Annotated in this window: 22 protein-coding genes and 2 tRNA genes; 15 read left to right on the plus strand and 9 right to left on the minus strand. The window is 40.9% G+C overall.

Going from position 1 to position 17,892, the window contains the following annotated elements; translation table 11 throughout:
• Positions 1-346: 346 nt before the first annotated feature.
• A complete protein-coding gene (locus tag HC246_RS01155) occupies positions 347-1,225 on the minus strand; it encodes a prephenate/arogenate dehydrogenase (protein WP_169361792.1) in 879 nt (292 codons plus the stop codon).
• Between the two features lie 46 nt (positions 1,226-1,271).
• The gene (gene rpmB / locus HC246_RS01160; protein ID WP_126386374.1) at positions 1,272-1,508 is read right to left on the minus strand and encodes a 50S ribosomal protein L28; all 237 of its coding nucleotides are present in this window, start codon (positions 1,506-1,508) and stop codon (positions 1,272-1,274) included.
• Positions 1,509-1,720: 212 nt separating this feature from the next.
• On the opposite strand from rpmB, the gene HC246_RS01165 reads away from it, so the two are divergent.
• From HC246_RS01165 to dapB, 6 genes are all read left to right on the plus strand, one after another.
• The gene (locus HC246_RS01165; protein WP_169361793.1) at positions 1,721-2,713 is read left to right on the plus strand and encodes a PDDEXK family nuclease; all 993 of its coding nucleotides are present in this window, start codon (positions 1,721-1,723) and stop codon (positions 2,711-2,713) included.
• A gap of 185 nt (positions 2,714-2,898) precedes the next feature.
• Positions 2,899-3,270, plus strand: a complete 372-nt coding sequence (locus HC246_RS01170; RefSeq protein ID WP_169361794.1) for a cupin domain-containing protein — start codon at positions 2,899-2,901, stop codon at positions 3,268-3,270.
• An 81-nt stretch (positions 3,271-3,351) separates the two neighbouring features.
• A complete protein-coding gene (locus HC246_RS01175) occupies positions 3,352-3,750 on the plus strand; it encodes a hypothetical protein (RefSeq protein ID WP_169361795.1) in 399 nt (132 codons plus the stop codon).
• A gap of 169 nt (positions 3,751-3,919) precedes the next feature.
• Positions 3,920-4,336 (plus strand): element excision factor XisH family protein, encoded by a 417-nt coding sequence (locus tag HC246_RS01180; RefSeq protein ID WP_169361796.1) that lies wholly within the window; start codon positions 3,920-3,922, stop codon positions 4,334-4,336.
• A complete protein-coding gene (locus tag HC246_RS01185; RefSeq protein WP_169361797.1) occupies positions 4,324-4,659 on the plus strand; it encodes a XisI protein in 336 nt (111 codons plus the stop codon). Before HC246_RS01180 ends, HC246_RS01185 begins: the two co-directional genes overlap by 13 nt.
• A 126-nt stretch (positions 4,660-4,785) precedes the next feature.
• Positions 4,786-5,607 carry a 4-hydroxy-tetrahydrodipicolinate reductase gene (dapB, locus tag HC246_RS01190; RefSeq protein ID WP_169361798.1) on the plus strand — a complete coding sequence of 274 codons (822 nt, stop codon included), beginning with the start codon at positions 4,786-4,788 and terminating at the stop codon, positions 5,605-5,607.
• A 38-nt stretch (positions 5,608-5,645) separates the two neighbouring features.
• Here the strand turns inward: dapB and HC246_RS01195 are convergent.
• The 3 genes from HC246_RS01195 to HC246_RS01205 form a co-directional block, all read right to left on the minus strand.
• Positions 5,646-5,718 (minus strand) — tRNA-Glu (locus tag HC246_RS01195).
• Positions 5,719-5,812: 94 nt separating this feature from the next.
• Positions 5,813-5,885 (minus strand) — tRNA-Glu (locus tag HC246_RS01200).
• A gap of 103 nt (positions 5,886-5,988) precedes the next feature.
• A complete protein-coding gene (locus HC246_RS01205; RefSeq protein WP_169361799.1) occupies positions 5,989-6,417 on the minus strand; it encodes an NUDIX domain-containing protein in 429 nt (142 codons plus the stop codon).
• A 135-nt stretch (positions 6,418-6,552) separates the two neighbouring features.
• On the opposite strand from HC246_RS01205, the gene HC246_RS01210 reads away from it, so the two are divergent.
• Positions 6,553-7,395 (plus strand): response regulator transcription factor, encoded by an 843-nt coding sequence (locus HC246_RS01210; RefSeq protein ID WP_169361800.1) that lies wholly within the window; start codon positions 6,553-6,555, stop codon positions 7,393-7,395.
• A 187-nt stretch (positions 7,396-7,582) separates the two neighbouring features.
• Here HC246_RS01210 and HC246_RS01215 read toward each other — a convergent pair whose 3' ends face one another.
• Positions 7,583-7,978, minus strand: coding sequence for a hypothetical protein (locus tag HC246_RS01215; RefSeq protein WP_211167592.1), 396 nt, complete (start codon positions 7,976-7,978; stop codon positions 7,583-7,585).
• On the minus strand, positions 7,975-8,514 hold the full coding sequence (locus HC246_RS01220) for a dihydrofolate reductase family protein (RefSeq protein ID WP_169361801.1): 540 nt from the start codon (positions 8,512-8,514) through the stop codon (positions 7,975-7,977). The genes HC246_RS01215 and HC246_RS01220 overlap by 4 nt, the downstream gene beginning before the upstream one ends.
• Positions 8,515-8,747: 233 nt before the next feature.
• Here HC246_RS01220 and atpD point away from each other — a divergent pair, with 233 nt between their 5' ends.
• Entirely contained in the window at positions 8,748-10,181 is a 1,434-nt protein-coding gene (gene atpD / locus HC246_RS01225; protein WP_169361802.1) for a F0F1 ATP synthase subunit beta, read from the plus strand.
• A 118-nt stretch (positions 10,182-10,299) separates the two neighbouring features.
• A complete protein-coding gene (gene atpC / locus HC246_RS01230) occupies positions 10,300-10,704 on the plus strand; it encodes an ATP synthase F1 subunit epsilon (RefSeq protein WP_126387303.1) in 405 nt (134 codons plus the stop codon).
• A gap of 54 nt (positions 10,705-10,758) precedes the next feature.
• Here the strand turns inward: atpC and HC246_RS01235 are convergent, their stop codons facing one another.
• Together HC246_RS01235 and HC246_RS01240 are read right to left on the minus strand one after the other, a co-directional pair.
• Positions 10,759-11,964, minus strand: a complete 1,206-nt coding sequence (locus HC246_RS01235) for an RNA polymerase sigma factor SigF (protein WP_318655887.1) — start codon at positions 11,962-11,964, stop codon at positions 10,759-10,761.
• A 322-nt stretch (positions 11,965-12,286) separates the two neighbouring features.
• Complete coding sequence (locus tag HC246_RS01240) at positions 12,287-13,549, minus strand: molybdopterin molybdotransferase MoeA (protein WP_169361803.1); 1,263 nt, start codon at positions 13,547-13,549, stop codon at positions 12,287-12,289.
• Positions 13,550-13,642: 93 nt separating this feature from the next.
• Between HC246_RS01240 and trmD the strand changes: the two genes are divergently transcribed.
• From trmD to thrB, 6 genes are all read left to right on the plus strand, one after another.
• Entirely contained in the window at positions 13,643-14,311 is a 669-nt protein-coding gene (gene trmD / locus HC246_RS01245; RefSeq protein ID WP_169361804.1) for a tRNA (guanosine(37)-N1)-methyltransferase TrmD, read from the plus strand.
• Between the two features lie 210 nt (positions 14,312-14,521).
• Positions 14,522-14,752, plus strand: a complete 231-nt coding sequence (locus tag HC246_RS01250; RefSeq protein WP_169361805.1) for a hypothetical protein — start codon at positions 14,522-14,524, stop codon at positions 14,750-14,752.
• On the plus strand, positions 14,749-15,012 hold the full coding sequence (locus HC246_RS01255; RefSeq protein WP_169361806.1) for a ParE family toxin-like protein: 264 nt from the start codon (positions 14,749-14,751) through the stop codon (positions 15,010-15,012). The genes HC246_RS01250 and HC246_RS01255 overlap by 4 nt, the downstream gene beginning before the upstream one ends.
• 63 nt (positions 15,013-15,075) lie before the next feature.
• A complete protein-coding gene (locus HC246_RS01260) occupies positions 15,076-16,377 on the plus strand; it encodes a hypothetical protein (protein WP_169361807.1) in 1,302 nt (433 codons plus the stop codon).
• A 55-nt stretch (positions 16,378-16,432) separates the two neighbouring features.
• Positions 16,433-16,735 (plus strand): DUF433 domain-containing protein, encoded by a 303-nt coding sequence (locus HC246_RS01265; RefSeq protein WP_169361808.1) that lies wholly within the window; start codon positions 16,433-16,435, stop codon positions 16,733-16,735.
• A gap of 88 nt (positions 16,736-16,823) precedes the next feature.
• On the plus strand, positions 16,824-17,732 hold the full coding sequence (thrB, locus tag HC246_RS01270; protein ID WP_169361809.1) for a homoserine kinase: 909 nt from the start codon (positions 16,824-16,826) through the stop codon (positions 17,730-17,732).
• Positions 17,733-17,892: the final 160 nt, after the last annotated feature.

The raw sequence follows: 17,892 nt of genomic DNA on the forward strand, positions 1-17,892 counted from the left end.
GAGCCAATGGCTCGATCTTTTTGTTTCGGAATACTTTAGGATCTTTAGGTCACAGTCAACTGCTGGAAGGATCTCAGGCTTACTAGTAAATCAAACTAGCGAACTAGAGATATTTAACTAGATACCTTACAGAACAGCCCCAGCGCACAGCTCGGAAACCTGAAGACCCATACGTTTACCGTTACTACTATCTGATTGCATGGGCATCACCTCCTGTTGTCTAAATGTTTATTATCAAACGGGGTTTCGATGTCTGACATCGAAAGGTTTATTCAACCTGATAGCTAATATAGCTGACAACTCTAGATTTGACAATATATTCAGCAAAAACAAGCAATGCTCGTTTTTATTCCACATAAAACAGGCGATCGCGTTGAGTATTAGCTAAAAATGCTTCGAGTTTGTCCCATTCTTTGGACTCGATCAAATTGATTACTTGCTGTAAAGATTGCTGATATGTATGGAGCGATCGCAATACTGCCGATTGATTGTACTCCGCCATGAGCCTCCCCAGTTCAGGATTGCCACCACCCACACGGCTAGTATCACGGAAACCCGAACTTGCCAGAGTCTGCGCTAGGTCTAAAACTTTGACATCATCTTCCTGTTGGCAAGCGGCAATTAAACTAGCACTAATCATCACAGGCGCATGGCTAATCATCGCTACCGCCCGATCATGCTCTTCTGGACTACATTCAAGGACTTTCATTCCCACTGCTTGCCAAAGCGATCGCACTTTCTCTAAGGCTTCAAGATCTTCGCTCGGTGTAATTACACAGGGACGATCTTGAAAAAGATTTCTCTCGGCGGCTAAGATGCCTTGAAAAGCTGTGCCTGCCATCGGATGACTACCGATAAACCTTTGCCCAAAATCTGCACAAATTTTAGAGGCAGGTTCAACGATCGCTGCCTTCACCGAACCAACATCCGTAAAAATCACATGGTTTGGTAGCTTGGGCGCGATCGCCGCAATCGTCGGTAATATCGAAGCGATCGGTGTACAGATAACGACTATCTCTGTTTCCGCCAAAACGCGATCGGGAATATTCTCAATATTTGGATTGGCAATATTTACCGCAGCGATCGCTTCTGCTTGTTTACAGGTTTCAGGATTACGACTGATGCCCCATACATAATTATCTTGTTTAGAGTCTTGATTTGCAGCGAGAAGATCTAAACCTAGAGATCCACCAATTAATCCCAGTCCGACTATACCAATTTTCATAGAGGCTCCAATGCGTAAAGGGGTGCTTTGCACCCCTTTACGCATATTAGAATTTACGGAGATCAAGTCCAGCTTCCTTAGCAAATGCAGCAAGCCCTTTCTTTTGCAAAGTCTTGATTGCTTTGGTAGAAATTTGTAATTTTACAAAACGCTTGCCTTCTTCCCACCAAATTCTCTTATCTTGTAAGTTTACGTGTTGTAAGTGCTTATGGCGTTTGTGTGAGAAGGAAATCGATACGGCATTATTGGCTTTTTTGCCTGTTAGTTGGCATACGCGACTCATAGTACTAGTCTCCTATTTTTTCAGTCCAGCTAACCATATTACAACCTCGAACTATTCTTAAGCAATTAATTTTTGAGATTTTCTGCAACGCGCATTAATCTCGCTGAAATTAAAATGATTTTTCAAGGAATGTAGTTAATTCCATGTATCCAATAAGCCAGCTTATCGATTTGGTTATAATGGTTCAACTTTCGCTTTATATTCTGGTTTAGATGGTTTTACTTCAACAATCGGTAGACAAATGGAATTTTCAAACTGAAGCAGAGTTAGAAGAATTTATTTGGACTAACTTAGAGGGGATATTTGATCTTTTACCGCTAAAAAGACAGCATCATATCAATGGTCAATACTGCGATATTGTTGCAGTCAGTAGAAACCGTCAATTAGTTGTCATTGAACTAAAAAATCAAGAAGATCGTTATGTTGTACAGCAACTAACTCGCTACTATCATGCGTTGATAGAAAGTAAGCCCCATGATGACAAAGTTGATTATTCAAAGCCAGTCCGTCTCATAGCTGTCTCTCCATCTTTTCATAGAGACAATCTAATTGATCGGCAATACAACACTCTTTCTATAGAATTTTTAACATTTAAAGTTGTTCATGAAGATCTTAAGTTCAATTTTATTTTGCAAAACTCAGAAAACGGTCAGTTTTCACATTTTGACATTGTTTATAAGCAAGAAGAAGTAAAGCGAATTTTGCCTTCAGTACCAAGAAAACTTTTAAATTGGGCTTTAAGCAATGATGAAAATATTCAAAAAAGGATCTTAGACATCAGAGAAAAGATTTTAAACTTTGATGAAAGATTAAAAGAGATAAATTCAACATCTTCTGTTCTGTATAGTAAAACTAAAAATAGCCCATGTGCTGAATTTCGCTTTGATAAAGCAAGCAATTCTTTCCGTCTTTTCCTATGGTTGCCACATCCTAGCCGCAGGCACATGGCTAGAATGCTTATTTCTACACAAGATTGGCTCTTAGTAAATAGACTAGATTATTGTCCTAAAGGTTTTAGAAAAGGTGACGCATGGGATTGGTCTTACTGGTCAGATCCTATTGACCTAGTTAAATGGTATCAAAAGGATAGAACTGGTTATGCAGCTAAAGGCTATAAAAAACTTCTTGACAACCCTAGTAAAGCAAATTCACTCGATCTAATTATTGAGGTTGCGCTTGACTTGTGGTTAACTAAGATCTCCTAACTAGAAGTTATTCAAAAATTACGTCTAATTAAAATCAAATAAAATATCGTTCTATTACTCATACACTATATTAAATGAAATTTTTTAATAAGCTTTCATAAGGTGATTAGTTTGACAGTTTTTATGTAGATTAATCAGGAAAATTAAGTTTGTAAAGCAAGCAAATTGCACGCACTGTAATACAAATGAGTAATAGCCGAATTTTTGATAGTGCTAAGTTTTTTCAATCAACAAAAGGAGATCCTATTCGCTCAGTCATTACCGAATCTCCAGATACCGTCGTTGTTGCTTGGTATATTAACCCCAATCAAGAAATTGCGCCCCATCTTCATCCTCATGGACAGGACACTTGGACTATTTTGCAGGGCAAAGGCAAATATTATTTAGATCAACAAGGTAGAACTGAAGCGATCGCCGCAGGCGATATCGTAATTGCACCTAAAGGCTTTGTGCATGGAGTATTGAACGATGGCGAAGAACCGTTAGTTTTTATCTCAACCGTTTCACCTGCTACCGCAGGGTATCAACCTGTATTGATAAGTACTTCGACTTCATAAAACCCAAAGAGGCTGTTTTGCTCGCGTAGCGAGCAAAACAGCCTCTTTGGGTTTTATTGTAATTTTTTTGGCATAGAAACTATGAAATGGTTGATGCAATATTTTCGAGAGATCAAACTCAATAAATTAATTTTATGGTGCTATTTAATTTGGTATTTAGTGATCATTACTTTTCATTTTGACCCTACGCCTAAAATATGGATCAATGCGATGGGAATAAGTGTTGTAATTGGTACTGCACTAATCTTAAGTGTTTCTAATAGCAATGACAAAGTGGATTATTGGCAAGTATTTCGACTGTACTTAATGCCCTTTTGTGTATCTAGTTTCTCTTCACTGATCAAAGATCAAGGTTTTATCGTAATTATTTCCCCTAAGCCACAGGAAACAATATTGGCAATCTTAAGCTGTGTGATTTTCCTGTTAATTATTGGCGCGATTAAATTCACGAATAGAGAGATTAAACAAGAAATTGGCTAATACAGAAACTAAAAATGGCATAGCCATTTTTAGCTTTGAAAAGCTTTACTGGGTTTGGTTTTAAATTCACAAAAATGCAGTCACACTTTCGTGAATTGGTATAACTTGTAAGCTAAGCTCGTAAATGCACTGCAACACTTGCTACACTTCCCTGCTTCATGAGGTAAAAATGCCTGCAAAAGATATGTTCCATGACAGCGCTAAAGCAGCATTGCTCAAGGATGGCTGGACAATTACCCATGATCCACTAAGTTTACGCATGGGGAAAAAGGATTTTTTCGTGGATTTAGGCGCAGAGAAACTTTTGGCAGCAGAAAAGGATAATCAGAAAATTGCAGTAGAAATTAAAAGCTTTGTTAGTCAATCTGAGATTCGAGATTTAGAAAACGCTTTAGGTCAGTATGTTTTGTATCACAATATTCTTAGCGTTCTTGAGCCCGATCGCGTTTTATATTTAGCTGTACGCGAGTCAGTTTTTGTTGATTTGTTTGAGGAGACGATTGGTAAGCTTTTGTTAGATAGACAAGTTTTGAAATTGTTAACGTTTGATCCAGAAATGGAGGTATTAAAACGATGGATAAATTAGAAAATTATCGACAAATTATCCGTAATGTCTTACTACCCTACACAAAAATCACCTATGCCAATGTACCTGTACGAAACATTGCAGTTTTTGATGATGAACATGGACAATATCTAATCATGTCTGATGGCTGGGATGGCGTAAGACATTTACATGGTTGCTTGATTCATATTGAAATTATTGGTAATCATCTCTGGGTACAACGTGACGGCACTGAAGACGGCATAACCGATGAACTAGTCGCGTCAGGTATTCCCAAGCAAGATATCGTATTAGGTTTCCAAGAGCCAGCAGTAAGAAAATATACGGGCTATGGTGTAGCTTAGGTAAAAGTAAATAGCGAAGTAGAGAGTTGTTTCTCCACCTTCTGTGGGGAAACAACTCTCTACTTCGCTTGCGGGAAAAGCGCTATATTTAGCCAAAGTGTAGACCTGCCAAATTACTTATTATTTATGACCAATAATGCACAAATTCCTGTTGTTGTCTCTGGGGCGACAGGCAAAATGGGGCGCGAAATTATCAAAGCGATCGCCCAAGCACCAGATATGTATCTTGTAGGGGCGATCGGGCGGAAGCACCTTGGCGAAGATATTGGCGAAGTTGTTGGTATTGGCGAATTAGAAATACCTGTGACCGATAATCTCGAAGTCGTTCTTGCTCAAGCTGCCCAAGAATCACAACTACCCGTCATGGTCGATGTCACCCACCCCAGCATCATCTATGACAATATTCGCTCGGCGATCGCCTATGGTGTGCGTCCCGTCGTCGGCACAACGGGCTTAAGCGAAAAACAAATTGATGATCTTGCCATTTTTGCAGACAAGGCAAGTACAGGCTGTATCATTGCCCCAAATTTCTCCGTTGGCGTAATCCTAATGCAACAAGCAGCGATCGCTGCCGCCAAATATTTCCAGCATGTCGAGATCATCGAACTGCACCACAATCAAAAAGCAGATGCTCCTAGCGGTACGGCAATTAAAACCGCCCAAATGCTCTCAGAACTAGGTCAATCTTTCAATCCTGCTCTTGTCGATGAAAAAGAACATCTCACAGGCGCAAGAGGTGCGACCTATGGCGAAAATATCCGCATTCACAGTGTCCGTGTGCCGGGACTAGTCGCCCGTCAGGAAGTGATTTTTGGCGCAATGGGGGAAACTTTAAAAATTGAGCATAATGCTAGCGATCGCACTTGCTACATGGCAGGAGTCTTGCTTTGTGTCCGCAAAGTGCTTGCTCTCAAGTCACTAATTTATGGACTAGAAAAACTTCTCTAAGCAAAGAAGCCTTCGCAATGCGAAGGCTTCTTTATTAATACCCCCAGGGGAATTCGAATCCCCGTCGCATCCGTGAAAGGGATGTGTCCTAGGCCTCTAGACGATGGGGGCGTATTGTTTGAGTTTATTTTTTAGCTGATTGAGCTAATTTTCTTTTCCGACAAAAAAGCCTTTGCAGTGCAAAGGCTTTTTTGCTTGTCAAGAATACCCCCAGGGGAATTCGAATCCCCGTCGCATCCGTGAAAGGGATGTGTCCTAGGCCTCTAGACGATGGGGGCGTGTTCTTGACCTTTATTAAGATACCTACCTAGTTGTTAGTTTGTCAACACCTGAAGAAAATTTTATTGATTTTTGTGGTGCGGCTTTGCCGCACCACAAAAATCAAATTGCAGGGCGAATGCCATAGGTGCGGTAACGCCAATAGTCTTGCAAAATTTGGGCATGATCAAAACATAACTGGCTTGGCATTTCCCATGCTGCAAAAATTCCCACAGACTTAGCATCATCATCCGCTTTAGGTTCACCGACTGCCTCAGCCATATACACAGTACTGATCGTATGTAATCGTTCATCGCGTCGGGGATCAGAATAAATTCCTAATAAATCGATTAACTCAACCTTTAAGCCAGTTTCTTCTTGAGCCTCTCGCCTCGCCGCATCCTCTAAACGCTCGCCATAGTCCACAAATCCCCCAACGATCGCCCAGCCATGCGGTGGATTAAGACGTTCTATTAACACAATCGGTTGATGGGGGCGATCGCGCAGAGCAATGATGATATCAACTGTAGGAACAGGGTTTCGATAAGTCACTTGATTAGTCATGAGGGTGAAATGAAGTCCCAGAACAAGCTCAACATTATTGTGAACTATAGGGTTTAAAGCAAAGTTTGCTGCACTCGAAGAGAGTAATTACAGCTACAAAATGCAGCTTGACACTAAGTTATCATGCAGATTCATAATCCGAGAGCTATAGGCATTACTCGGCAGGAGAGTATTTCTTTGATTCCGATCAGTATAGAAATTGTAGAAGGTAATCCGAATCTTGCCTCTCTCTTGGGTTGGCATTTACAGCAGATTGGCTATTCGGTATTTCAGGCAGTCAGTGGTCAGCAAGCAAAGTTGGTATTTCAAAAGCAACAGCCAAGCTTGGTGATTTTGAGTACAGATTTGCCTGATGGGGATGGAATTGAGCTATGCCGTTGGTTGCATAAGCAAAGAAGTTCTTTGATCTTTGTCATTTCATCGCGTACGAGCGAGTCTGACATCGTGGAGGGTTTGAAAGCAGGTGCAGACGACTATTTGACGAAACCCTTTGGAATGCAGGAATTTTTGGCAAGGGTAGAAGCGTTAACGCGCAGATTACGCACCTCGGCTCCGCCAGCCTGCCTTGACTATGGCGTATTAAAAATTGATCTAGTGCAACGACAGGTCAGACTCAAGGGCAGTGCGATCGATCTCACGCCGCAGGAGTTTAGCTTGCTCTATGTCCTTGCTCAATCCGAGGGTTTAGCCCTAAGTCGTGCGGAGCTTTTACAACGAGCTTGGCCAGATGAGATTAATAATCCGCGCACTGTGGATACCCATGTTTTATCATTGCGAAAAAAATTAGAAGTTGATCCACAGCAGCCCAATTTAATTCAAACAGTGCGAAATATTGGTTATCGCTTTAATCCAGAGGCATTATCGCGCCCATCGCTACGCCAAAATCCGCAAAATACAAATAACACCAATAGCGATCGCCCACCACAATTCACAGCTCCCCCCAGCCGCTCGTTTGCCAAGTATTAGGGATTTGAGATGGATTGCATCAAGCACAACCTTCGATATAACCTACCTCTGGTAACTTACCAGCCCGATAACGTACAACCTTTTGTCCATCTGTCTCAAAAATCACTCGATAATTACTATCTTCTTCATCCCTCGGAATGAAGACTAGGTAATGTCCTCCAAATCTATTGTAGGGATGCTTTTGAACTTAAATTTGTCCTTGGTAGAGATATTTAATTCGTTCCTCAGAATCGCCGATTTTTGCACCACGAAAAGTTGTAACTCTAGGATTATCTATATCAACTCTTACAATGCGATAGTCAGACACCATGAAGCTAACACCATCTAATCCACTCACAGGTTTGTAGTAAGTACAATATTTAGGATTTCCCCCATAGACTTTCTTCATGTTTAGACCTGAAGCCTTTACAGCCTCATCGATTGTCTGTCCTACCAAAACCGACCCTATACCATTTGTACCCACTTGAGATTCTTCAGTTAAAGTTACCTGAGCAAAACTTGGCAAAGCTCCTGTACTGAAAGTTCCTGTAATGATTGAAACGGAAGCGATAGCTAACCTAATCAAAGGGAAAGAAGTTTTCATGATTCTTTAAGTCCAGTATGGTTTTGATAAGTTTGATAAGTGAGTTGCACTAAACCAGTTTCAAAAGCCTGACAACTCTCCAAACTTAAGGGCAACGTGGGTAATGGAGGTGCGAATAAAGCTATTCCTTTACCTAAAATTATCGGGTGTATTGACAGAATAAATTTATCCACCAGATGCTGCTCTAAACAGGTCTTAGCGATCGCTGCACCACCGACTAACCAGATGTCTTTTCCTTCCTGATTTTTTAGGTCTTTAACAAAACTAACTAAATCGCTAGACACAAAAGTTACATTCTCGTCGCGATCGCCTTGGAGAGTTTGCGAAAAAACAAATCCTACCTTATCTGCGTATGGATACTCGCCCCACGATTGGATCTGCTCATAGGTATTGCGTCCCATAATTAAACGATCGATCGAACTATAAAAATCCTCATAGCCATAATCTTGATCGGTAAAAAGCCAATCTACCTCGCCAGAACTACGCGCAACATAGCCATCCAAGCTAGTGGCAATGTACAAAATTAGCTGTCCCATCACAGAAAATCTAATCGTTTTCAGGAAACCAGCGATCTTTAGATCCCCATTAAATGATATTTTGAGAAGCGGTTAGCTTTATATGTGAGCGCAAAAAGTTAAACAAAAAGTTAAACAAAAAGTTAAGCTTTTATAGTTTGATGTATTGCATTTTCTTGCATATATCTTTTTGCACGTCATTTCATTGCAAATTTTTTAGATTCTGAGTTAAGAGGCTGGAGTAAACAGCAAGCATGGTAACAACCGCAGAGAAAGTATCAGTCGGGCGCATCACCAAGATCATCGGTCCTGTGGTCGATGCCGAATTCCCCAGTGGCAAAATCCCCGAAATTTATAACGCCGTTGTCGTAACTGGCAAAAACTCCGCAGGACAAGACATCAACGTCACCTGCGAAGTACAACAATTACTAGGTGATAACCAAGTACGTGCTGTTGCGATGAGTACCACTGACGGCATCGTTAGAGGTATGGATGTAACAGACACAGGCGCACCGATTAGCGTTCCTGTTGGACCTAACACCCTCGGTCGTATCTTCAACGTATTAGGTGAACCTATTGATGAATTAGGTCCTGTTACTACCGAAGAAAAATTCCCTATTCACCGTCCATCTCCTGCATTTACCTCCTTAGAAACCAAACCTAGCACCTTTGAAACGGGCATTAAGGTAATTGACCTTCTTGCACCCTATCGTCGTGGTGGCAAAATTGGTCTATTCGGTGGTGCTGGTGTAGGCAAAACCGTATTAATCCAAGAATTAATTAACAACATCGCGAAAAAGCACTCTGGTGTGTCGGTGTTTGGTGGTGTAGGCGAACGTACCCGCGAAGGTAATGACCTCTACAACGAAATGAAAGAATCGGGAGTACTTCAGTACCTCGCTCTTGTTTACGGTCAAATGAACGAGCCACCTGGTGCGCGTATGCGTGTCGGTCTAACTGCTTTGACCATGGCTGAATACTTCCGTGATGTGTCCAAGCAAGACGTATTGTTGTTCATCGACAATATTTTCCGCTTTACTCAAGCTGGTTCAGAAGTATCTGCACTACTTGGTCGTATGCCTTCGGCTGTAGGTTATCAACCTACCTTGGCAACCGACATGGGTGCTTTGCAAGAGCGTATTACTTCAACTACTGAAGGTTCTATCACCTCAGTACAAGCGGTATATGTACCTGCGGATGACTTGACTGACCCCGCACCTGCAACCACCTTTGCTCACCTTGATGCAACCACCGTATTGTCTCGTGGCTTGGCTTCTAAGGGGATTTATCCTGCGGTTGACCCCCTCGATTCCTCTTCGACCATGTTGCAACCAGGGGTTGTTAGCGATGAGCATTACCGTGTTGCTCGTGGCGTACAGGCAATTCTTCAGCGCTACAAAGAACTTCAAGATATCATCGCCATCTTGGGTCTAGATGAACTTTCTGAAGAAGACAAGTTGGCTGTAGCCCGTGCTCGTAAGATTGAGCGCTTCTTGTCTCAGCCCTTCTTCGTTGCAGAAGTATTTACTGGATCTCCTGGTAAGTATGTCACCCTCGAAGAAAGCATCAGTGGTTTCGATCGCATCCTTAAGGGTGAACTCGATGATCTCCCTGAGCAAGCTTTCTACCTCGTTGGCAACATCGAAGAAGCGATCGCTAAGGCTGAAAAGCTCAAGGCTGGTAATTAGGCATTAGCTATTAGCGTTTAGCTGTTGGCGTTTAGCTCATAAAAAGCTAACAGCTAACAGCTAACGGCTAATAGCCAGCAGCTATAAAGTTAAAACCTATTACCAAATATTTTAAAAAATGACCCTAACTGTAAAAGTAATTTCCCCAGATCACACGATTCTGGATACTGTCGCAGAGGAAGTGATTTTACCTAGTTCCACGGGGCAACTTGGTATTTTAACTGGTCACGCTCCTCTAATTTCCGCACTAGAAACAGGCGTATTACGTTTTCGGAAAGATAAAGCTTGGGCAGCCGTCGCTCTTACAGGTGGTTTTGCTGAAGTTGAAGAAAATGAAGTAACCGTTTTGGTGCGTAATGGCGAACTTGGCAGTGAAATCAATGCTGAAGAAGCTCGTCAGGAATTGGCAAAAGCTGAGCAAGATCTGGCAAATATTAAGCCTGATGATAAGCAAGGCAAAATTCAAGCTGAACAACATCTACGTACTGCTCGCGCTAGAGTGCAAGCAACTACACCGATTTAAGTCAGTTAATTATTTATTTGATTAAAAAAGCACTCATTTAATATGAGTGCTTTTTTAATCTATGGGTGTAGCTAAGATTTTTTTGAGGGCAGTTATGCCTTTTTTGAGTTGTCGTGAAACTGTGACTGCGCTAATGCCTAAGGTTTCCGCAACTTCACGATGCGTAAATTCTTTTAAAAATACAAACTCTACGACTTCGCGGGTGCGATCTTCTAAGAGATCAAGAGCTTGCTGTAAACGAATACTATCTTCTTGGGCAAGTTGAAAGCTTTGATATTTATGATCGGTGACGAGATCGCCGATGGATGTTGAGCTATCTTCACTCTGATCGACTGGAGTATCCAGACTAATAGGAGAACGGTTTTGGCAGGCGAGTTTAATGTCGTACCACTCGCTGACGCTAATACCTAGCTCATCCGCAACTTCTTGGCTAGAAGGCTCACGACCAGTTTCGGTACGTTTGTTGCGAATGATCTTACAGCCTTGATTGTATGTAGTGAGCCAAGCACGCGGCATCCGTACCGTTGGACTCTTATCGCGTAAATAATGCTGAATTTCCCCCTTAATATATGGCACGGCAAATGAACTAAAAGCGTTGCCTTTACTAACATCAAAACGCTCGATCGCATTGATCAGACCAATCGAACCAACCTGCATTAAGTCTTCAAAACTTTCTTGGCATTGATTTTTCCAGTGATAGGCTTCACGACGTACTAAGCCAATATTCAAATTGACAAGCTGATTGCGAAGTTTAGTTGTGGGATTCGCCCGATAGGCTTGCAAAATTTCGAGGGTTTCTTGTTTACGGTTAATCGTGGGCGTGATATCAACATCCTCCTCGTCCTGTGGTTCGTTGCGATTGTCTAGATGTTGTCTCTGCAAAAAATTCTCTAAGTGTTGATAGATCTGCGATCGCGCAAATTCCGAAAAATCAATATCTTTTTCAGGATTAAATTGGACAAGCGCCTTTTTAAATCCCTGCTTTCCGATTTCGAGTAATTCGCGATCGCTTTCCCGACGTTCCGCAGTGCGACGATTAGATACACGACGGTCAGATGTAGCTGGTCGATTTGGCGATCGGCGATCGCCAATCCTTGTTTGATTAATTAAAGATACGGGCAAAGCAGCGATCGTTTCCCGAATTAAGCCCATATAAATCTCGACAATCTGCTCCTGCAAGTTTTCCGATGGCGAAACTCGATAGGCTCTTAACAGAGGCAATATATTCTCATTAGTTGACGGATTTGAATCTAATGGCATACGGCAGACATCCTCAAAGATGTAAGCAGCTCGAAGATATGCCCAACACATAACATGAGAATTTTGCATACATGTGCTTGATACCGATAGTTGTCACTTGCACATAGACATGTAGAAAGGCTTTATTACCTTAGTTTTTGTCAACCCCAAATATCGGTTTAGTGTAAGACCACTTTAGGATATAAGCAATATAAAAACATGAATCTTATACAATCTACATTCTAATGCGCGGTTCCCTGCCCTAGATTATACAAGTATCGTTATCCTAAATCATTGCGAAATCTCAAAAGAGAATTAAGATTACTTTTCTCTAAACATTCTCTCAAACTATCATTATCATCACTTCGTCACCTACAGGCACATAGGTTTGATTGACACGCATGACTGCCAGTGCATTTGTCCCGATCGCACTAATCAAATTGCCAGAGCTATAGTTTTTGATAGGCTGAAAGATTGGGTTCCCTTTATGATAGGTGAGCTGCCCCCAGAGATAGGTTTCGCGTCTACCCTGAGCGTGCAAATCCTCAGTAGTAATGGCTTTGATAAATTGAGGATGCCAATAATTACTGTTCGCTCCATTTAATTTAGCGATCGCACCACGAATAAATCGCCAGAAACTCATCATTGCAGAAACAGGATTTCCGGGAACTCCGAAATAGAGAATAACATCCTCACTTTCATTCACATTGAGAGAGCGAGTGAGGGAAGCAACGGTTAAAGGTTTGCCTGGTTTAATTGCTACTGAACATACATGAATATTCGCTCCCATTTTTTCGAGAATTGCATCGACATAATCATAATCACCAACGGAAGCACCTCCCGAAGAAATTATGATATCTGCTGAGGCGATCGCCTTTTTGATCGTAATTTCTAGTTCTGCTTGATCATCACTTACTATACCAAAGGGAATTGCGATCGCTCCTGCTTGGGTAATTAGAGTAGCTAGGGCATAGAGATTAGAATCAATAATCTGTCCATCTTGAAGAAATTGAGAACGATCAAGGCTCACCAACTCATTACCTGTAGAAATAATGGCGATTTTAGGCTGGCGATAAACTTTCACCTGCTGACATCTTGCTGAGGCTAAAGCACCTATCTCAGTTGCACCTAATTTCGTGCCTGCTCTAACCAGAGTTGTGCCAGCTTTGACAAATTCACCCCTATGTCTTACATATTCACCTTGAGTCGGTTTGACTTTAAGTTGCAAAAAATTATCTATTCGTTCAGTATCTTCTTGCATGATGACCGTATCTGCTCCCTTCGGCAACATTCCTCCCGTAAAGATGCGGACACATTCACCTTGTTTTAACAATTGAGTGATCGCCTTACCTGCGGTGATTTCATAGGGGGCGATCGCTAATTTCAAATTCTGCCAGTCGATTACGTCAGCAATATCGGCATAACGTAGTGCATAGCCATCCATTGCTGAGTTGTCCCAATGGGGAAAGTCCCATTCGCTTGTAATGTCTTCTGCTAAAATTCGGTTGTTAACCTCCAACAGTGGCAAAATTTCACTATCGCCTTCAGGTGCAAAAGGTTTTACCAAATCCAAAATAATTTTTTCGACTTCAGAGACAGGCAGCATATCAATTTACCAATGCTATTACCAATGTTATTTTTGAACAGCTCACCAAGTCAGCTTTTCAAAAAATAGCATTGGTTCGGGTAAAATTTATGTATGCGTATAGATATTGTTACCCTCTTTCCTGAATTTTTTACTTCGCCTTTGCAGACCAGTTTGCTAGGAAAGGCGATCGCTAATCAAATTGCGGAAGTACATCTCACCAATCCTAGAGATTTCACCACCGATAAGCATCATCGAGTCGATGACGAACCCTACGGCGGTGGTGTGGGAATGTTGATGAAACCTGATCCTATTTTTGCGGCGGTGGAGTCTTTGCCAATTTTGCCAAAGCGCGAAATTATCTATATGACTCCGCAGGGGGAGCCAATGAAACAGAATCTATTTAAGGAATTAGCAGATTATGAACAGCTAGTTCTCATTTGTGGCAGCTATGAGGGAATTGATGAACGTGTATGTGAACATCTCGTAACTCGCGAAGTTTCCCTTGGTGATTTTGTACTGACCTGTGGCGAGATTCCTGCATTGGCGCTAATTAATGGAGTAGTACGTTTGCGCCCGGGAACTGTTGGGAAAGAAGAGTCGCTCAAGTTTGAGAGTTTTGAAGATGGATTGTTAGATTATCCGCAATATACGCGCCCACCAATATTTCGGGGTTGGGAAGTTCCCGAAGTTTTGCGATCGGGTAATCATAAGCTGATTGCAGAATGGAGAAAGGAACAACAAATTTTAAGAACAAAACAGCGTCGTCCTGATATGCTCTAGTTTTTCTCACTCTATTTAAATACAAATATTTTAAAGTGTTTCTTAAAATTTCAATCAAGAGTGGGTAGAAGGTTTAACAGCGATCTCGCCACCATGCAACAACAAATGCGTAAATGCCTCGAATATATCGATAACCTTGCCTAGACTGACAAGCGAAAGTAAATTTGTGCTAGCTTTAAAATCAGAATATTTCTCTAGATTATTGCAACTATGTCGTCACCTCAAATTACAACGCTAGTCAAGATAATGGAAACTTTGCCTGATAGTTTACAGGAGAAGGTTACAGAACATTTGAGAGAGTATATTTATGACTTGCAAGATGACATTAAATGGAGCAAGTCATTTGAAAAGACGCAATCTAAACTAGTTATGGCAGCTAGGCGTGCTAAGCAAGAAATCGCTGAGGGAAAAGCTGTTGCTCTTGACTACGAACAGCTATGAAATCGTTTATCTTACCTTCATTTTGGATTGAGTATCGAAAACTTGATGATGATGTCAGACAAAGTGCTAGAAAAGCTTATAGATTGTGGGCAGAAAATTCATTTCATCCTTCTTTACATTTCAAGTGTATAAATAGCGATGAGGCTATCTGGTCTGTGAGGGTGACGAGGAATTATCGAGCGCTTGGAATATTAGAAGGCGATATGGTGACTTGGTTTTGGATTGGAAATCATGATGATTACGAGCGTTTCTTCTCATGATAACGTTGACTATTTATCACTATGAAGAATGTATAGCATCGTAAATTATTGGAGGGAAAAATTATGGCTTCACCGTTAGCCGATTTAGATGAATTAGTTTTGAAATGTCGAGATGAAAAATCCAAGCAATATATTCGAGAGGCTGTATCTTGTTACAAAGCAGGAGCTTTCAGATCGGCAATTGTTTCAACTTGGATTGCAGTAACATTTGACATAATCGATAAAATCAAAGAACTTGCTCTATCTGGCGATAAAGAAGCCGAAAACCAACTCGAAATCTTTGAAAAAGCAAGAAGACAGAATGATATTACAAGTGCATTAAAGTTTGAAAGAGAGCTTTTGGGAATTGCCAAAGATAAGCTTGAATTAATCTCACATATTGAGTGCTTAGACTTGGAACGGTTAAAGCAAGACCGAGATCGGTGCGCTCATCCATCAATGACATCTGAAGGAGAAATATTTAATCCTCCTGCTGAGTTGGCTAGAGTCCATATTAGAAATGCTGTTGAATATTTATTGCAGTATCCACCTGCACAAGGTAAATATGCATTAGATAAACTATTGGCTGAAGTTGATTCTGAATATTTTCCAATTACGACAAAACAGGCTGAAGTTGCTTTTAAGAAGAGTCCTTTATTTAAAGCAAGATACAGTCTTGTAAGGAATTTTATAATCATACTTCTTAAGAAATTAATCAGCAATCTTAATGTAGATAAATTTAAAGAAATACAAAAGTACATTTGTGCTTTACAAGCAACTGAAATAATGTACAAAGACATATATGACGACGTTTTAAATAAAAAGCTGTCAGATTTATTAAGAGAGATAAAAGATAATGAAATGGATAAAATTGAGTTAATAATAATAACTTATAGGGAGATTTGGAACTATATAGATAACGATGTTCAACAAAAAATAGCGCAGTACATTCAAAATTTACCATCTAGAGATATAGGTAGCTTAGGAACTTTTTTGAATTTTAAACCTTTACAAATACAAGCTAAGCAAAGACTTAGAGAGATAAACCAAATTGACCTGTTAAATCAGGTATGTGGCTTTGATCTTCATCCTCTGGTAGCAGATAGGAGTATCGATCTCTACTTAACATCTAATTCGTATGACGCTGCAAACAGATGTAGTAAATTTATAATAGAAAATTATAATGATTATTCACTAGAACAAATTGAACGAATAATCAAAGGTATTGTTACTAATGAACAAATAAAGGGAAGTTTTGAAGTTGGTTCAGTAATTTATAAATTAAAACAGAACAAGAAATTAGATCCTGATACTTTCGATAAACTCCTTAAGGAAAATGATCTTTATCAACATATATCTTCCAGAGATGATAAAGATGATTTCTAATTTGCTAATTAAGGGAAATTTATAACCAATCTCTGAGAAACAGGTAAAACTGTAAATGACAACAGTGATTAACAGCCACATTGAAATTACCGAAGGCGTATGTGGAGGAAGACCTCGCATCGCTGGACATAGGATTAGAGTTGAAGATATTGTCATCTGGCATGAACGCATGGGACTATCACCCGATGAAATAGTTTCACAATATCCCACAATTATATTGGCGGATGTTTATTCTGCCCTGTCCTATTATCACGACCATTTTCGAGAAATTAGACAACAAATTGCTGAAGATGAAGCCTTTGCAATGGAGATGAAAGCAAAAACTCCATCACTTCTACACTCTATTAGGTCAGTATAGTAAGACACAATACCCTTAGCTATATAATGTCCTACGTTGACGGAGATAACCAATAGTTCTTGGCTCCAGTGTATTTTAGATTTTCAACATGACCATTTTTGAAGTTTCCGTTCCTGCGACTACTGCTAATATTGGCCCGGGGTTCGATTGCCTTGGCGCAGCCTTAACACTTTATAACCATTTTGAATTTTCTCTCGCCGATCGCCTCACAATCACAGCATCGGGTGAAGGTGCAGACAAGGTGGAACGGGACGAAACAAACTTGGTATATCGAGCGATCGCTAAGTTTTATCAGCATATTGATCGCCCAATTCCGACGATCGCTTTTCATACAGATACTAAGATTCCCCTATCGCGTGGGTTAGGTAGTTCCGCAACTGCAATTGTAGGCGGTATTGTCGGCGCAAATCTATTGGCAGGTTCACCACTTGAGCGTTTGGAATTGTTGGATTTAGCGATCGCAATGGAAGGTCACCCCGACAATGTTGCGCCTGCGATGTTGGGCGGTTGTCAGTTGATGGCATCTAATCAAGCAGGTGGTTGGGAATATTGCGATTTGCAGTGGCATGAAAGTATTGGGCTAGTTGTGGCAATTCCTGACTTTGAGCTATCGACAGCCAAGGCGAGAGAAGTATTACCTAAGAAATTTTCGATGCATGATGCGGTCTTTAATGCCTCGCACTTAGCCCTGTTAAGTCATGGTATCCAGACAGGGAATGTGAATTGGTTGAAGGCGGGCTTGCAGGATCGACTACATCAAAACTATCGCCAAAGTTTGATTAAAGGCATGGCAGAGGTACAAGCCGCCGCGATCGCCGCAGGAGCCTACGGCTTGGTAATTAGTGGTGCTGGTCCCACCCTACTTTCTTTAGCGCCAATGGGTACAATAGAGGCAGTCGCCCAAGCAATGAGTCAGGCATGGCAAGCAATTGGTGTTAATGCTGTGACAAAATGTTTAGCGATCGCCAAAGATGGTACAACATTCAAAACTCGTTAGGGCGATTGGCTTTTAGCGATTAGCTTTTAGCTGTTAGCGATTGGCTTTTGGATGTAGTTCACTTATTAAGGGTTATCAAATGTAGAATCCATGAAAATTAAGAGAATCCCTAGTTAAGCTAATAGCCAAAAGCTAACGGCTAACAGCTAATAGCTAACAG

Origin of the sequence: Pseudanabaena yagii GIHE-NHR1 (genome assembly GCF_012863495.1) — a bacterium.
Classification (GTDB): Bacteria; Cyanobacteriota; Cyanobacteriia; order Pseudanabaenales; family Pseudanabaenaceae; genus Pseudanabaena; species Pseudanabaena yagii.

What these genes read in the sequence shown, in the direction of transcription:
- atpD (WP_169361802.1), top strand. Translation starts at nt 8,748, where the DNA reads ATGGTAACAACCGCAGAGAAAGTATCAGTCGGGCGCATCACCAAGATC.
- HC246_RS01210 (WP_169361800.1), top strand. Translation starts at nt 6,553, where the DNA reads ATGCAGATTCATAATCCGAGAGCTATAGGCATTACTCGGCAGGAGAGT.
- HC246_RS01220 (WP_169361801.1), bottom strand. Translation starts at nt 8,514, where the DNA reads ATGGGACAGCTAATTTTGTACATTGCCACTAGCTTGGATGGCTATGTT.
- HC246_RS01165 (WP_169361793.1), top strand. Translation starts at nt 1,721, where the DNA reads ATGGTTTTACTTCAACAATCGGTAGACAAATGGAATTTTCAAACTGAA.
- rpmB (WP_126386374.1), bottom strand. Translation starts at nt 1,508, where the DNA reads ATGAGTCGCGTATGCCAACTAACAGGCAAAAAAGCCAATAATGCCGTA.
- thrB (WP_169361809.1), top strand. Translation starts at nt 16,824, where the DNA reads ATGACCATTTTTGAAGTTTCCGTTCCTGCGACTACTGCTAATATTGGC.
- HC246_RS01265 (WP_169361808.1), top strand. Translation starts at nt 16,433, where the DNA reads ATGACAACAGTGATTAACAGCCACATTGAAATTACCGAAGGCGTATGT.
- HC246_RS01155 (WP_169361792.1), bottom strand. Translation starts at nt 1,225, where the DNA reads ATGAAAATTGGTATAGTCGGACTGGGATTAATTGGTGGATCTCTAGGT.
- HC246_RS01180 (WP_169361796.1), top strand. Translation starts at nt 3,920, where the DNA reads ATGCCTGCAAAAGATATGTTCCATGACAGCGCTAAAGCAGCATTGCTC.
- HC246_RS01235 (WP_318655887.1), bottom strand. Translation starts at nt 11,964, where the DNA reads ATGCCATTAGATTCAAATCCGTCAACTAATGAGAATATATTGCCTCTG.
- HC246_RS01255 (WP_169361806.1), top strand. Translation starts at nt 14,749, where the DNA reads ATGAAATCGTTTATCTTACCTTCATTTTGGATTGAGTATCGAAAACTT.
- trmD (WP_169361804.1), top strand. Translation starts at nt 13,643, where the DNA reads ATGCGTATAGATATTGTTACCCTCTTTCCTGAATTTTTTACTTCGCCT.
- HC246_RS01250 (WP_169361805.1), top strand. Translation starts at nt 14,522, where the DNA reads ATGTCGTCACCTCAAATTACAACGCTAGTCAAGATAATGGAAACTTTG.
- HC246_RS01240 (WP_169361803.1), bottom strand. Translation starts at nt 13,549, where the DNA reads ATGCTGCCTGTCTCTGAAGTCGAAAAAATTATTTTGGATTTGGTAAAA.
- HC246_RS01260 (WP_169361807.1), top strand. Translation starts at nt 15,076, where the DNA reads ATGGCTTCACCGTTAGCCGATTTAGATGAATTAGTTTTGAAATGTCGA.
- HC246_RS01215 (WP_211167592.1), bottom strand. Translation starts at nt 7,978, where the DNA reads ATGAAAACTTCTTTCCCTTTGATTAGGTTAGCTATCGCTTCCGTTTCA.
- HC246_RS01175 (WP_169361795.1), top strand. Translation starts at nt 3,352, where the DNA reads ATGAAATGGTTGATGCAATATTTTCGAGAGATCAAACTCAATAAATTA.
- dapB (WP_169361798.1), top strand. Translation starts at nt 4,786, where the DNA reads ATGACCAATAATGCACAAATTCCTGTTGTTGTCTCTGGGGCGACAGGC.
- HC246_RS01170 (WP_169361794.1), top strand. Translation starts at nt 2,899, where the DNA reads ATGAGTAATAGCCGAATTTTTGATAGTGCTAAGTTTTTTCAATCAACA.
- atpC (WP_126387303.1), top strand. Translation starts at nt 10,300, where the DNA reads ATGACCCTAACTGTAAAAGTAATTTCCCCAGATCACACGATTCTGGAT.
- HC246_RS01185 (WP_169361797.1), top strand. Translation starts at nt 4,324, where the DNA reads ATGGATAAATTAGAAAATTATCGACAAATTATCCGTAATGTCTTACTA.